20 protein-coding genes are annotated in these 14,834 nt (G+C 48.4%); 19 read left to right on the top strand and 1 reads right to left on the bottom strand.

Going from position 1 to position 14,834, the window contains the following annotated elements; translation table 11 throughout:
- Positions 1–33 precede the first annotated feature (33 nt).
- From F0L74_RS00950 to F0L74_RS00860, 19 genes are all read left to right on the top strand, one after another.
- On the top strand, positions 34–285 hold the full coding sequence (locus F0L74_RS00950) for a hypothetical protein (RefSeq protein ID WP_149835974.1): 252 nt from the start codon (positions 34–36) through the stop codon (positions 283–285).
- Between the two features lie 4 nt (positions 286–289).
- Positions 290–700 (top strand): N-acetylmuramoyl-L-alanine amidase, encoded by a 411-nt coding sequence (locus tag F0L74_RS00945; protein WP_149835973.1) that lies wholly within the window; start codon positions 290–292, stop codon positions 698–700.
- Between the two features lie 11 nt (positions 701–711).
- The gene (locus F0L74_RS00940) at positions 712–1,143 is read left to right on the top strand and encodes a hypothetical protein (RefSeq protein WP_149835972.1); all 432 of its coding nucleotides are present in this window, start codon (positions 712–714) and stop codon (positions 1,141–1,143) included.
- 40 nt (positions 1,144–1,183) lie between these two features.
- Positions 1,184–2,353, top strand: coding sequence for a DUF2586 family protein (locus F0L74_RS00935; protein WP_149835971.1), 1,170 nt, complete (start codon positions 1,184–1,186; stop codon positions 2,351–2,353).
- 30 nt (positions 2,354–2,383) lie between these two features.
- Positions 2,384–2,806 carry a hypothetical protein gene (locus tag F0L74_RS00930; protein ID WP_149835970.1) on the top strand — a complete coding sequence of 141 codons (423 nt, stop codon included), beginning with the start codon at positions 2,384–2,386 and terminating at the stop codon, positions 2,804–2,806.
- A gap of 54 nt (positions 2,807–2,860) precedes the next feature.
- A complete protein-coding gene (locus F0L74_RS00925; RefSeq protein WP_149835969.1) occupies positions 2,861–3,172 on the top strand; it encodes a hypothetical protein in 312 nt (103 codons plus the stop codon).
- 206 nt (positions 3,173–3,378) lie between these two features.
- Complete coding sequence (locus F0L74_RS00920; protein WP_149835968.1) at positions 3,379–5,208, top strand: tape measure protein; 1,830 nt, start codon at positions 3,379–3,381, stop codon at positions 5,206–5,208.
- Positions 5,209–5,354: 146 nt separating this feature from the next.
- Complete coding sequence (locus F0L74_RS00915; RefSeq protein WP_149835967.1) at positions 5,355–5,741, top strand: DUF6046 domain-containing protein; 387 nt, start codon at positions 5,355–5,357, stop codon at positions 5,739–5,741.
- Positions 5,742–6,737 (top strand): hypothetical protein, encoded by a 996-nt coding sequence (locus F0L74_RS00910; protein WP_149835966.1) that lies wholly within the window; start codon positions 5,742–5,744, stop codon positions 6,735–6,737.
- Between the two features lies 1 nt (position 6,738).
- Entirely contained in the window at positions 6,739–7,206 is a 468-nt protein-coding gene (locus F0L74_RS00905; protein WP_149835965.1) for a hypothetical protein, read from the top strand.
- A gap of 4 nt (positions 7,207–7,210) precedes the next feature.
- Positions 7,211–7,441: a hypothetical protein gene (locus tag F0L74_RS00900; protein ID WP_149835964.1), complete on the top strand. Its 231-nt coding sequence runs from the start codon at positions 7,211–7,213 to the stop codon at positions 7,439–7,441.
- Positions 7,438–7,731, top strand: coding sequence for a hypothetical protein (locus tag F0L74_RS00895; protein ID WP_149835963.1), 294 nt, complete (start codon positions 7,438–7,440; stop codon positions 7,729–7,731). Before F0L74_RS00900 ends, F0L74_RS00895 begins: the two co-directional genes overlap by 4 nt.
- Positions 7,718–8,014 carry a hypothetical protein gene (locus F0L74_RS00890; RefSeq protein ID WP_149835962.1) on the top strand — a complete coding sequence of 99 codons (297 nt, stop codon included), beginning with the start codon at positions 7,718–7,720 and terminating at the stop codon, positions 8,012–8,014. Before F0L74_RS00895 ends, F0L74_RS00890 begins: the two co-directional genes overlap by 14 nt.
- Positions 8,015–8,036: 22 nt before the next feature.
- Positions 8,037–8,882: a nucleotidyltransferase gene (locus F0L74_RS00885; RefSeq protein WP_149835961.1), complete on the top strand. Its 846-nt coding sequence runs from the start codon at positions 8,037–8,039 to the stop codon at positions 8,880–8,882.
- Entirely contained in the window at positions 8,879–9,364 is a 486-nt protein-coding gene (locus tag F0L74_RS00880; RefSeq protein WP_149835960.1) for a hypothetical protein, read from the top strand. The genes F0L74_RS00885 and F0L74_RS00880 overlap by 4 nt, the downstream gene beginning before the upstream one ends.
- On the top strand, positions 9,361–10,266 hold the full coding sequence (locus F0L74_RS00875; protein ID WP_149835959.1) for a hypothetical protein: 906 nt from the start codon (positions 9,361–9,363) through the stop codon (positions 10,264–10,266). The genes F0L74_RS00880 and F0L74_RS00875 overlap by 4 nt, the downstream gene beginning before the upstream one ends.
- A gap of 4 nt (positions 10,267–10,270) precedes the next feature.
- Entirely contained in the window at positions 10,271–10,726 is a 456-nt protein-coding gene (locus F0L74_RS00870; protein ID WP_149835958.1) for a hypothetical protein, read from the top strand.
- Between the two features lie 23 nt (positions 10,727–10,749).
- Entirely contained in the window at positions 10,750–13,104 is a 2,355-nt protein-coding gene (locus F0L74_RS00865) for a LamG domain-containing protein (RefSeq protein WP_149835957.1), read from the top strand.
- A gap of 100 nt (positions 13,105–13,204) precedes the next feature.
- Positions 13,205–13,915 (top strand): hypothetical protein, encoded by a 711-nt coding sequence (locus F0L74_RS00860; RefSeq protein ID WP_149835956.1) that lies wholly within the window; start codon positions 13,205–13,207, stop codon positions 13,913–13,915.
- Positions 13,916–13,930: 15 nt separating this feature from the next.
- Here F0L74_RS00860 and F0L74_RS00855 read toward each other — a convergent pair whose 3' ends face one another.
- A complete protein-coding gene (locus F0L74_RS00855; protein WP_213086862.1) occupies positions 13,931–14,818 on the bottom strand; it encodes a ChbG/HpnK family deacetylase in 888 nt (295 codons plus the stop codon).
- Positions 14,819–14,834 lie beyond the last annotated feature (16 nt).

The following is a 14,834-nucleotide window of genomic DNA, read 5'->3' as shown; positions in this document are numbered from 1 at the left end:
ATTAAGACCGGATAGTTAAAATGTTAACCCCAGATGTTACTATTAAATACACTTATACATTCAGATCCTGAGCAGACCGTCTTACAGCGGATTGGCGACCAGGCATTTTCCGTAACAGTTTTAATAGGTATTGCATGGATCCTATGGAAACGCCAGATAAAACTGGAAGATCGTTTAACGCAATACCTTGATGACGACCGGGAGAAAATGCTGGGCGTGATAGAGAACAACACGAAAGTGATGGAGCGGCTGGAAGACGTGCTGAACAGGAGTAACCCCAGGTAAGAAAATGAGAAGAATAGATTTTATCGTTATCCATTGTACGGCAACCCCTCAGGATACCCGTCCTGAAGCCATCCAGCACTACTGGAAAGAATATCTCAAATGGAAAAATCCCGGTTATCATTACCTGATAGAGGCATCAGGCGATGTGCGGCAACTGGCTACGGAAGACCGTATCTGTAACGGCGTAGCAGGGCATAATGCAAACAGCATACACGTCAGTTATATAGGCGGAGTAGTTGCTGATAACAAGCCATTAGATAACAGAACGGCTGCCCAACGGAATTCAATGAAAGTATTGGTGATGCGTTTGAAGCAACAATATCCGCAGGCGCGGATCCAGGGCCACCGGGATTTTCCATTTGTTAAAAAAGCGTGTCCCAGTTTTGATGCACGTAAGGAGTTTGGCGATTTATAAAAAATATACCTATGGCATTTTGTAGAAAAACAGGATCAAAGATCAAACAGGCGCTTCAGCAGTTTGATTCATTCATTGAGCTGCACGCTGATGAGGCGCTGCAGGTGACAAAAATTATTAAATCAGCGTTGGAAAGCCCACTGGTGGACATTTTGGAAGCCATCATCCCCGGGGATGCTGATACCATTTTCAAAAACAAACTATTACAGGCGCTGGAAATTGGCATTGACACGCTGAGCATCATAAGCACCTGCCGGCAGGAGCCCAGCCTGGAAGCAAAGCTGGTTTGCTTTGTGGATGCGCTGAAAGAGGTGTCGCCAGATCTGCAGGACGCGGTACTGCAAAAACTGCAAAGCATCCTTTTGCGCGAGCTGGATGGCAATTCCAGGAAGCAGAACATTTACGATCTGTTTAGCCAGGCGGCTTACAGCAACAGTAAATAGCGATCTTAAAACAATTATAAATGAACCAAAAAACTAAGAAATGGGATTACCAAAAGTAGCAATTACATTAGGAAACGGTAACCTGGGAGCAAGCGCCGCCAGTAATGATGGAGTAGCAGGCCTGGTGTTGACCGGCGTAGCAACGGCCAATCTCCCGTTGAGCACCCCCAAAGTGATCTTTAGCCTGAATGAAGCACAGGGACTGGGCATCCTGGCAGAGGGCACCAATGCCAGTGCTCACCGTCATATCAAGGAATTTTATGACCTGGCGGGCGAAGGCGCGGAACTGCACATTATGACTGTAGCAGATACCGTAACACTTACACAAATGGCAGATCTGACTAATGCCAATGGCGCAGCAAAACTGCTGAACGCAGCGCAGGGCCGTATCAGGTTATTAGGCCTTACCCGTAACCCGGCAGCTGCCTATGTGCCGGATCTGACAGCGGGTCTGGATAAGGATAGCCTGGACGCCATTACTATGGCGCAGCAATTGGCGTTAACCTTTGGCGCTGAGTACAAGCCGGTACGTATATTAATTGAAGGCCGTGAGTTGGATATTGCCAACCTGGCTACCTTGAAAGATCTGCGCACTTACACCGCCAATCATGTTGGGGTGGTAACTGGCAGCACTACTAACGATGGCAGTGCTTCTGTAGGTTTAGTGCTTGGACGTGCAGCGTTCATCCCTGTACAGCGGAATATTGGCCGCGTTAAAGATGGCGCATTACCAGTACTGGTAGCCTATGTGAACGCGACAAAAGTGGAAGACCTTACAGCCGGCGATCTGCTGCATGATAAAGGCTATATTTTCCTGCGCACGTTTATTGGCCGCTCTGGTTATTACCTGAATGATGACCCAATGTGCGCACCTGTGACGGACGACTACAGCCAGCTGGCATTAGGCAGGGTGATAGACAAGGCGATCATGGTCAGCTACCAAACCTATGTGGAGGAGCTGAATGATGAGATCATCATTGACGAAAGCGGTAAGATCAGCGTACCTGTTATCAAATACCTGCAGAACAAGATCGAGTCTGCTGTAAACCTGGCAATGGTGGATGAGATCAGCTCTTTCAGCGCATACATTGACGCCAACCAGAATGTGCTGAGCACCGGCAAGCTTACTGTAAAAGCAGCTATTGTACCAGTGGGTTACACTAAGACCATCGAGGTATTGCTTGGTTTCACCAATCCTGCACTGCAGTAAGGCAGTTATTCACCCTAAAAACAAACTATTATGATTTTTGACAACAAAGAATGTACCTGGGCCAACATGAGAGTGGTAGTGCTGGGTAAAGAACTGGTAGGCATCCGTGGTATTAAATATAAGCTGGTGCAGGAAAAAGAGCATCTGCATGGCGCTGGTGACGAGCCTATTGGTATCCAACGCGGCAAACGCACTTATGAAGGAGAGATCAAGCTGCTGAAGTTTGAATACGATATACTGAATGATGCCGTAAGGGCAGCCGGTGGCAGGGATCTGCTGGATCTCACCGCAGACATCGTTGTTACCTACATAAAAGAGGGCCTTTCCGTTCCCCGTACAGATATTATCCGCGCCTTCCAGTTCAAGGAATTTGAAAAAGGCTGGGAACAAGGCGCTAAGTTCATGGAGATCACCATGCCGATAATTTTCATGGGCTTACAGCAGAACGTATAATCAAATAGCACGATCACCTTATTTTAAAAACAATACCTATACACTTAATATATTATGACAGTAGAAACACCGGTAGCCATTACCCAAGACCACATCAACGCCTGGAAGCAGAAGTATAAAGATGTATTTAAACTAACAGCCACCGACGGTAAAACCGGCTATTGCCGGAAACCCAACAGGGATGAGGTAAGTTATGCCATGACCCTGATCACAGGCGATCCGCTGGCTTATCATGAAACTATCCTGAAATCAACCTGGCTGGGTGGAGATGAGGAAATACTGAGCGACAAGTCTTACTTGTACGGCCTGGGTGCACAGCTGGATAAGCTGTTGGAAGCGAAGAAGGTGGAAGTGGAAAAGCTTTAAGCGAGGCGTCCGGCGAATTTGATAAGAACCCGCTAGGGTACATTCAAACGCTGTTCGAATATTATCTGCCCCAGGTTGACACCTCGCTGCTTAGTGATGCACAATGGGCAGAAAAATATGCACAACTGCACGACATACGGCAGCGGGAGTTGAAAGGATTGCCATTACTGTCAAGGTAGGATCGTGCTAAAAAAGAAATAAAAAAAATGGCAGAAACAACAAGTGAAGAGCTTTATCAGATGGGGGCGGCTGCCGAATTTGCCAATAGTCATATGACTATTCTCCACAAAAGCGTGGTGTCTACCACTCAAACCCTGGGTTCGTCTATACGCGAACTCAGGGAAAGCACCACTCATATAGCTATGGCAAGTTCGAGCGCTGCTGCTGTAATGTCTGCTCAAATGGCGAAAAAGCCAGCCCCAAAGGAAGAAAAAGAAGATGACAAGGGAGAGAAGTTCGTAGCCAGTATTATCAAAGGCGGAGCAGCCCTACTTAAAATGGGCATGGAGACGCAGCAAACGGAAGCAACTTTTCAGCAGCTTACCGGTAGTGTTCTCAGGGCAAAAGCGCTGATAGGAAGCCTGGAGGAACTGGGTTTTAGTACTCCCTTCAGTCCGGCAGAATTGAAGGAAAGCGCCCAGGCATTACTGATGTCTGGAACAGCCGCCGCTAATATAGTGCCTACACTCACTATGCTTGGGGATGTTAGCCGGGGCGACAAAGAGAAACTGGATGCGATGACTGCCGCCTTTGGCAAAATACAGACGGATGGAAAGCTGACCTCCGATACCCTGAAGGAAATGGTGGGCGCCGGGTTTGATCCCCTGGCAGAAATGGCCCGGACATCGGGTAAATCCATAACAGACCTGCAGGCGGATCTGGAAGCGGGATTGATCACCGCAGCACAGTTTACTAACTCCCTTGCTACTGCAACAGGGCCCGGGGGGCAGTTCTTTGGCGTTATGCAGGCGCAAAGCGAAACCGCCGCCGGATCATGGCAGCAGTTCACAGAGCGCCTGGAGGCAGCCGGAGGTCAGCTCGGAACCACATTATTACCCACCATGGAAACATTTGTCAACAATGCGCTGATCCCTATGGTCACCTTGCTTCAGGAAGGCGCAAGCTGGATCGCGGAGTACGGAACAGAGATAGGAGTACTGGTGTCGGCGATAGGCGGCGCATATGTGGGCTACCAGCTTTTGACGATGGGGATAAATTTTGCAAAGACCGCACAGACTTTGTTCAACCTGGCAATGGCCTTTAGTCCGTTGCAATGGGTAGCAATTGCCATTGGGGCAGTTGTAGCCGTGCTGTTCTATGCCTGGAATACGTTTGCAGGTTTCAGGGCTGTTGTTATGGGCGCCTGGGAAGGACTGAAAGCCTTTGGGTCCCTGATATGGGATTTAATAATAGACAGTATAAAAGGCGTGATAAATGGCATTAGCGGGCTTGGAGAGGCGCTTATGTATGTATTCCAGGGAGATTGGTCCAAAGCCTGGGAAACGGGTAAAAAGGCTGTAAAGGACCTGGTAGGAATCACTGCGGCTGAACATGCCTTTGAAAATGGGAAACAGGTAGGCAAGTCCTTCATGGAGGGATATAGTCAGGAAATGGATGCGTCACAGGCGGCTACAGCCGTCACTGCGCCCAAGGAAACCGGTTGGAGTGTAAAGGCCCCCACTGCGGCGCCTGTGAATACTGGATTGGCTGTCTCCGCTTACGGATATGGTCTGTCAGCTACCGGAAACACACCTGCACCTGCTGCAAGCCCTAAAGCGCCGGCTACTACAAAAATGAAACCGCGGCCCAGACCTACCGCAGATACACAAATAAACAGCGCGGGAGCTGGCGCCAAGGATAAGGCAGAAGGTATTACCAGTGGCGGAGCGCGTAGTGTGGTCATCAACCTGCAAAAGCTTTTTGATAATCTCAACATCAGCTCTACCACCTTCAAAGAAGGAGTGTCGGATATGGAACAGATCGTGACAGAATCCCTTCTCCGGGTTTTAAACAGTGCAAATGCAATAACAATTTAATTATGCCAGTCAGTTACGATTTAAAAAAAATATTCAAAGACACGTGGGGGTATCACCCCCCGGTCTTTGATATCGCCGATCAGCCCGAACAATCATCTAAAAAAGTTGATTACTTCGCTAAAGGCCTTTTTGGACGCCCCTATTTCATGCCTGTAAAATTGGGAGAGGTAAACCTTCCTAATCCGGTGATCAAGGTCACCAACAAGAAGACCATTGTGGAAAGCGTTCTGGTAGGCCGTATAGGTACAGTAAAAGAGCTGATAGGACAGGAAGATTACAAGATCAATATCAAAGGTATTATCATCATTGAAAATAACAGCTATCCGGAAGCGGAGATAACCGCCATCCATGAGCTCTATAGTAAGAATACCAATTTGACGATCAGCAGCGCATTGACGGATATTTTTTTAACGGACAACAATAGCGTGGTCATTACAGATATCAGCTGGCCGGAAATGGCCGGTATACAGAATGTGAAGACATTTGAAATGAATCTGGTCAGTGACCGTGCATTTGAACTAATTATTAAATAAATGTTTGTACTTAAATGCAAGATGATAATAGGTGACTATAAGATGGAGACCGTAACGGCCGTAAAAATAAAAAAGAGCATCCATTCCTTTGTTGACACCGCCCTCATCACTTTACCTGCGTCTTCCCGCTTAAAGACCAGCACCACCAATGTGCCGGAGTCAGTTCCAACGCCTGCCCGTTTCCAGGAAGGGAATAAGGTGGAGATCTGGTTGGGATACGATCAGGAAGATGCGCTTCATCTTGAGTTCACCGGATTTGTAAGAAGAGTGAATGCGGCTACCCCCTGTGTAATAGAATGCGAGGGATATAGCTGGCAGTTAGGCAGGAAGAATGTGCATTGGTCAACCGGAAAGAAGCCTGAAAAGCTAAAAGATCTGCTGGCTAAGTTGGTATCAGGAACGGACATTACGCTGAGTAGCAGTATACCGGATATGGATGTACAGCAGATCAGCGAAGGCGATATCAGTGGAAAAGCAGCCCTGGACTGGCTCAAGAAGAATCTTTACCTCACCGTTTATTTTTCGGGAAAGGAGCTGTATGCAGGACTCGCCTATCTGAATGAGGAGAATAATGAGAAGGTTGGATACCAGATAGGTTGGAACCTGGTAAAGGATGATGAGTTGAAATTCAGGAAAGCAGAAGATATAAAATTGCTGGTAAGGATGGTCTCCTTTAATACAAGAAACCGCGCGACGAAGGCGGAAGCCGGAGATAGCAATGGCGTTGTCAATACCATTTTTGCACAGCACAATCTGACGGAAGCGGAACTGAAAAAAATGGCCGAAAAGAACGTAAAAGACCTGCGCTATGATGGCTATGAAGGAAAAATAACAGGCTTCCTGGCGCCCTTTGCCCTTCCCGGTTATGGCGCTGTGCTTAAAGATCCGAACTACAAGGAACGGGAAGGCACCTATCTGATAGAAAGTACTGAAGTGAATTTTGGCAATGGCGGCGGACGGAGGCTTTGCGAACTAGGCCGCAAAATAAGTAAGTAAAATGAGCAAACAACAGGCACAATTGATTGAAGCGCTCAGGAACCTGAGCCGGGAAAAGGCCACCATTATACCTGCCGAGGTGGAAAACTCAGATATAGAGAACGGGACCATCGATGTTGTCACTTTTGACGGGGTGCATATATATGATGTGCGCTTACGCTCCGTGATCGATGACGATGGTAAGGGTGTGCTGATATTCCCGGTCAAGGGCAGCAGTGTGCTGATAGCCAGGATCAATAAGAGCGATAATTTCATAGTGATCAGTATAGAGGAGCCGGAGCTGCTGAAATGCACGGTAGGCGAAAAATACCTGGAACTGGATAAGGACGGCCTGGAGCTGAGCGCTGGTGATGATTCCCTGAAAAAATGCCTGGACGATCTCCTGGATGAGATCATTACCATCTATGCCCCTATGAACAAATCTGCCTTTACGGACATCAAAGACCGGTTAGCTAAACTTTTAAAATGATCATATGGCCCTAAACAAGAGCGCATTAGCGCAAAGCATTAAAAGTGCTTTTAAAAATATGAAGGATGATAATGGTGATGAGGAGCAGACGTTGGATACCCTTTGTAATAAACTGGCGGAAGCGGTGGATACCTATGTTAAAACAGCGGAGATTAATTATATCACCGGTTTAATGGCGCCGCCCGGCACCGCAGGCGGCCCGGTAACCGGCCCATTCAAAGGTAATTTATTATGAAAGACATATTGTTAACCCAAGACCTGGACCTCGATGTACGGGCAGGCGACCTGAACGCCGGCAATAGCGATCTGCAACATCAGCAGTTGTTACTGATAAATAACAGGGGAAACATCAAAGAATTCCCTGCCGTTGGTATCGACGCTTTTGGTTACCTGCAAGATAATGATACCTCAGCCTTGTTGCGGGAGATCCGCAAGCAATTCACGGCTGACGGAATGCAGGTAAAGACGATCAACATCACAAATACCGGTCAGCTAAATATTGATGCAACTTATGGAAACAGTTAACGTAAAACCCCATCAATGCCTGATGGACCTATCCATGCAGCGTACAGGCAGCATTAACGCACTCTTCGATTTCGCTCTGGCAAATGGGATCAGTATTACGGACGATCTGGTATCAGGCAGCGCCTTATGGGCGCCTGATGTAGAGATTGCAGACCGGCGTACGTTCCAGACGTTGAAAGATGAACAGGTGATACCTGCTAATGGTTACACATTGGCAGACGAAGCAGTCGTAAAAACCGGGATGGGCTACATGGCGATACAGGTAGATTTCCGTGTAAGTTAAAAACAAGCGTAAAAATATTATTATGGCAAGAACAATCACCGAAATACAGGATGATATTATTAACAGAATGGCGGCAACGGATGGTCTGGCTGATCTGAACAGCACCAGTAAAACGGCCATATGGCGGATGTGGACCTACATCGTAGCCGTAACCGTATGGGTGCTTGAAAACCTGTTTGATCTTCACAGGACTGAGGTAAATACCCTCATCAATGAAAAAGCGCCGCATAGCTTGCGCTGGTATGCCAATAAAGCAAGGGATTTTCAGCATGGCTCTGATCTGATACCTGAGGAGGATTATTATGATAACTCCCGTCTCTCTGAAGATGAGATAGCCGCCAGGAAGATCATTGCTTTTAGTGCGGTAGTAGAGCAGGAAAGAGGCCTCCGGATCAAAGTGGCAAAGATCAATGAGGATGACCTGGGCGCTCTGTCTGATGTGGAGTTGCAGGCCTTTACGGAGTATATGAACCGTATCAAGGATGCTGGCGTTACCCCCCTGATCATAGATAGCCTGGTAGCAGACCCCCTCCGGCTTGAGATGGACATTTACTATAATCCACTTGTACTGGATGGCAACGGCGCCAGGCTGGACGGTACAGATCCGGATCCTGTTGGAAAGAGGATAAAGGAGTACCTGCGGAACCTCCCCTTTAACGGCACCATGGTACTGGCCTATCTCGTAGATGCCATACAACAGGTAGACGGCGTAGTGATCCCTCACATCAGGCACGCACAGGCAAGATACGGCGACCTCCCTTTTACGGAGATTGACGTACAATACAGCCCTGACGCGGGTTACCTGAGGATCGTGGATAATGACGCCGATCTGCAGATCAAATATTTCCCACAAAGTGTAATCCTATGAGTAAACCATTTGATGTAGATCTTCCAAAACTGGTCAGGCTCCTGTTACCACCACGACTGCGGACAGTAAAACACGTAGCCTGGCTACAGGCTTTAACCAATCCGGTCAACTATCTGTACCAGCAGTTCCGGCGCAATAGAGATGCTAATCTTTACCGGCTTTCTATCACGCCGCAGGTGGTGTACCTGGAGAAGCTGCTCAATGACCGGTATGATATAGCGGGGCGGAGGATCAGTATCAAGGATGCAGTCGTGCTTACGTCCGAATATATCTACCAGGAGCAGGAGCTTAAGCCGGTATACATTTATACGGAAGCAGAGAACAGGCCGGTGCATCTTTTTACGGATGCTGAAATAGGCGGCGGATCGGTTGACTTCTTTGTGTTGGCGCCGTCAGATCTGACCTATAATGAAAATGAGATGACCGCATTGATCGACAACTATAAACTGGCCGGGAAGCGCTATAAAATTCAAAAAGTATGAACAAAGTAGAACAATTAACAAATCTGGGCGGATTTCCCATGACCCAGTACACGCTGGACTTTATGCAGCAGTCGTACCGGAATGCGCTGGCCGCATTGGCCAGGCTGGCAGGGGACGCTGTAATAGTGGCCGGTATGGAAGATACAGGGGATACGGTGGCAGGCGGCTGGATCAGCTATAACGGTGAATTGCTGCCGTTTACAGGCGGCCCCAAACAATCTACCTGGATCATTGAAGAAAATACGGAAGACAGGATCTTCGCTGACCAGGTAAGCCGTACCGTGTACTTTACCCGTAGCGCGCGTTTTGCGGCCGGTGGTATCCCCTACAGCAATCTGCAGCGTATAGGTACACTCACCGGGATGAAAAGCATAATAGATGCGATGAATGCCCAACTGTCAAGGATATGGAAGAGAGGGGATGTTATTGAGGTGGATTGCGATGCCGCTTACATGCAGGCAAACTTTGACAATACCGGCCTGGGTATAAATGAAAGGGCCGGTTGGGCTATCTGTAACGGCAACAACGGCACGCAGAACCGCGGTGGCAGGTTTGCTGTGGGATATGATGCATCCAAAGCAGATTATAATAAAACGGGTGTTGTTGGCGGACAGGAATTTGTATCCCTTTCTGTTGGGCAACTGCCGCCTCACATGCATACAGGCGCTACACAGGTGTCCGCGCGCGGAAATCCGCTGCTTCAAGTGAGTATTACTCTAGGCCAAGGCGGAAGCATTACAGGGTCTGGGACAAAGTATTCCACTGACAATTTCTACATGCACAAGCGGGTAGAGCCTGATCCTAGTTTCCTGACAACCTTTGACACAACGAACACAGGAGACGGTGCGGCGCATGAGAACCGCCCTCCTTACTTTGTAACTCTCTGGATAATGAAATTATAACCACATGGCAATACGTGAACGCAATAATTTAAAAAACTGGTTTCAAACGGGAAAGTATCCCACACAGGACCAATTCTGGGACTGGCTTGACAGCTTTGTACATAAGACAGAAGACAAACTGGATATAGACAGTATGACCGGGCTGCGCAGCCTGGTAGACAGTAAGGCCGACCAGGAGTCATATCTTATCCTTTATCAGCAGGTACAGGCGATGACGGCCAGCCGGGCGAAAATAGTAAGACCGGATGTACTGTCGCCATTGTCTGACGATCAGTTGAACGCACAGTACCCCGCCGCACTGCCGGGCGCCCAGGTGATCTGCCCGCTTATAACAGGCGGTGGAGAGCTGTATGAGAAATTTGACCAGGAAGGTAACCGCTGGTTCAGATTATACATGACGAAAGGTATTGTCAGCAATCCTGGCGCAATGGCTGCCTTCGAAATTGACTACTTCGTTTAGTTGTCTTGTTAAATTATCTAAAAATGAACATTAAACTAGGAAAAATATACTGGGAAACTGGCAAGCAGCCATCCCTGCCACAGCTGATGACGCTGCGCATCCTGAATAGAAACGAAGAGATCAATGCAAACTATATGACCATTGCGGACGATCTGCTGGTATATCCCGATGGCACCATATTAAACCCGCCGGTGATAAATGACCTGGATAACGCAACGGACTATGTGTTCGCCCTTTACAATAATGACACTGAAGGAGGACAGGCCACCATGTCATTTACTACACCGGGCATATTCGAGATCGAAACCCTCCCTAAAGCATACTACCCAGGTTCCCAATTGACCTACACCAGCACTGCCAATTTCAGGGATGCCATGCTGCCTTCCAGGGATGGCGGTTATTACAGCCTGGCATACACCACTGAGGATTGGGCTGGGGGCAACGACGAAGTGAACACGCCAAATGACTGGGAGTGGGCGAGAAAGGAAGGCCTGCCAGGTTTAAAGGTGAACTCAGGCGGTATATTCTGTCGTTTCAATAATACATTCCTGCTTAATTTAAGCGCCCGGTTCGCAATCGGCGTACATTTCTATGTGGCTGCCGCAGATCTGCCAACTACAGGTATGTGGCCGCTGATGGACATTCAACAGTTCCCGTTCTTTAACAATGGCGTGTCTGTGTATGTTAACTGTGATACGAAAAAGGTGCATTGGCGCCATCATAAGGATGCTATTGAGCAGGAGCTCATCAGCACCAATACAATTAACACAGATGCATGGAACCAGGTACTGATCTACCGCCCCAGTGATGCTACCGGATCGCAGCTATGGCTGAATGGCGCTAATACATTTACAGGCGCATTTACTGCGGCCACTGCGCTTCCGGACGATTTTCAGCCAGTTGCAAATATTGGTGCTGCCGGAGGCGTCTTCAGCAACATCTACTTCAGTTCCGTTGCTATGGATAACAGTATTGCCCAAAAATACCAGCATACACCTTATCCTGTTGGCATATTGGAGTACAGCAATAGCTTTAACGATAAATACAGCATCCCGCTGGAGAACATGATCACGCTGGAGAATGGCCGGATTGTTTATACGCTGCCTGCGGATGTGCCTACCGGAAACCAACTGTTTTATATCGAAGACAGTACTGGCAAAAGTACTCCCGTGGAGATCGAGATATTATCCATGGAGAAAGTAGAGGATCCCATAACGCTTGATTTCGTGAGTGAAGAAGACGGCGAGTCTCCGGATGCCATCCGGACCGTATTCAATTCCATGTCAAAGGGCTGGAGCAGCGCTGATGGAGGCGTATCTTCCAAACACATTTATGTGCAGGATAACCTGCTTGTGCTTGAAGCGCATGGAGATCGTTATGATGGCCGCTCACAAGGATTTACAGAAGATGGGGCCCCAAAATACCATGATCTGCCGGAAGACCCCTTCACCCCTTTGCCCTGGACCACAAGAGTGGGCGCGGCGCTATCTTCCAGAGATTATTACGGTTATGGCCGTTATGTAGTAGAGGCCATGCTGCCTGCTGAAATAGGCGTTGCTCCTTCATTCTGGATCTCTCACTATGTAAAGGCATACGACAGGGACCCGCGTTATGCGGAATTACTGGCACAAGGGTTATATAGCGAGGGCGACCAATATAGTGGTGGCGCCTATGTGGTAGCAAAAAGCGAGATCGACATGGAGCTCCCCAGCACTAATGCTAACGCGTTCTTTTCTTCTGTTGAGGACATGCTTTCTGCTGGTTATTACATTGCCTGGGCCGGCGAATGTGCGGCGGTGGAAGGGGATCCCGAACCAACGAAAGACGGCATCTGGCAGTTAAATAATCCGGCCGCGCCACAATTACTGGAAAGCTGGGCCCAAATAAGCGTAGATCCACACGAGGCTTACGGCCCCCGGAAAGACACTGTGCGTTGCAGCAACTGGAAAGGCCAGGTGGGGGAGAGCGACGGTCTCAGTAGCTACGGAGCGGATAATCTGTCTATGCCTGCAAGCGTTGGAAAAGATATCTGGGACGGGAAGTTCCATGAATTCAGGTTTGACTGGTATGCGGACAGGGTAGAATTTTATGTGGATGGCGTAATGGTACAGGTAAACCGGCATTTTGTCCCGGATGTGGCAGGCAGATGGAATATAGGTCTTAAATTCCCATCGCTGCCCAGTGAAGACTACCCATGGAAAGTAGCTCCTGATCAGGCATGGGCTGGACAAGCCAATTGGGAGTACCAGCGGATGCTGATCAGGAAAATAGCGCATACTCCTTTTACCGATGAAGAGGCGGGTGGTACGATCCGGCTGGTAGCTGAAACTGATCCCTTTGGCGGGTTGAAAGGTTATCCTCAACCGCAGGCCGGGTGAGTTGTTTGATAGATAAGCAGGCGGAATGGTTTTTACGTTAAAACCATTCCGCTTTTTTTTAACCCTGAAATATTACTTTTGCGGAATATCCCTTACCTATATGTCGCAATATCTCACATTCCGGAAGCTCGAATCCCTGGAAGAAGCCCAGGCCATACAACAGTTATTGGATACCCACAATATCCCCAGCCAGCTGGAGATCAACAAAGCATTACTGGATACTAACCTTATCGGTCAGCAGTTTGATCCGGCGTATTGGGTAAAGATCCCGTCCGGCGCTTTCAAAACAGCAGAAACATTGGTGCGTGAGTCAATAGACGTGAAACTGCATGAGGTGGAGGAGAATTATTATCTGTTGTCTTTTTCTGATGAGGAGCTGATGGAGGTCATAGAGAAAAAAGATGAATGGGGTAATTATGATTATGCCCTGGCGCTTCACCTGCTTAAAACAAGGGGCATTGAATTAACGGATGCAGACCTGGAGCGTATTGATCAGCAACGGATCAGATCATTGGCAAAGCCGGATAATGGCAATAACCTCTGGATCTTTATTGGGTACCTGTCTGCGGCATTTCTTGGCGCGTTGGGATTGTTTATTGGGTTCTTTATGCTAAGAACTAAAAAGACCTTGCCGGATGGCAGCCGTGCATACGCCTTTAGCGATCGCGCCCGCAGGCATGGGAAATATATACTGTTTACAGGTTGTGCTGCCGTTTTGTTATGGCTGGTTCCGTCTCTTTTCCTGGGTATTGCAACGCCGGTATATGCGCTTTTATTTGGCGTTTTATCTCTGACCAGCGCGCATTTTTAACCTGCGGTAGCTGCTTTACTGCGCCGGCGCCTTCATACTCTCCAGACCCTTTTCCGCCACCAGGTCTTTATATGTTACCAGTTTAATCGCTCCGGTCTTTACCAGGCGCTGGAACTCCGGCGATAATACCATGCCCAGCTCTGTGGACCGGTGCATGGCTACCAGTGGCTGTGAAGCGGAATGCTGGTCTTTATTATTCATATCCACCAGCGCGTTCATCTCCGGAGTGGCCTGTGCCACATGCAGCACCTGCAGGTTCACTTTATCCGGCTGCAGGGCGCTCAGGCGTTTCAGGAACTCTTTTTTCTTATCTGCCACAGACACATCAAACATGGTCTGATAGTTTTCTCCAAAGTAACGGGATATACCCAGCTGGTAACGTTTAGCCAGTTTTTCTATAATACCGCGCAGTTCCGGTGTGGATACGGCAGTGCCCATATGATAGTCTATATAATCGATCTTAAGCCCGGAGCGGAGGGCGCGCTCGATCTGGGCTGCCAGCTCGTTCTCTACATCTTCCAGTTTATAATGGCTTTCCAGGAACTCTTTCGTCGAAGGATAAAAATAACCATTACTGTCTACAATGCTGGGTACTGCGGTCTGGCCCAATACAGGGCCCCAGCGATAGTACTTCCATTCGCTGTTGAGCACCAGGTGCACGCCTACGGATACGTTGGGATATTTTTTCAGCATTGCTACTGCCTCCTGGTACCACGGGCAGGCAAACATCACAGAAGAGGAAAAATGGATGCCGGTGGCGGCCACCTGTTGTATGGCCATGGTAACTGCGTGGTTCATGCCATTATCATCAAGTCGCAGTAACACTTGCGGCGCGTTCTTTTGGGCCTGTAAGGCAGTATGTAAGAGTAAGGCGGCAAAGAGGGAGAAAAGCATTTTTTTCATAACGGGGAAAGATTAG

Origin of the sequence: Chitinophaga agrisoli (genome assembly GCF_008386695.1) — a bacterium.
GTDB lineage: Bacteria > Bacteroidota > Bacteroidia > Chitinophagales > Chitinophagaceae > Chitinophaga > Chitinophaga agrisoli.
The sequence above is the reverse complement of the archived record's forward strand: the minus strand, read 5'-3'. Positions and strand labels throughout refer to the sequence as shown.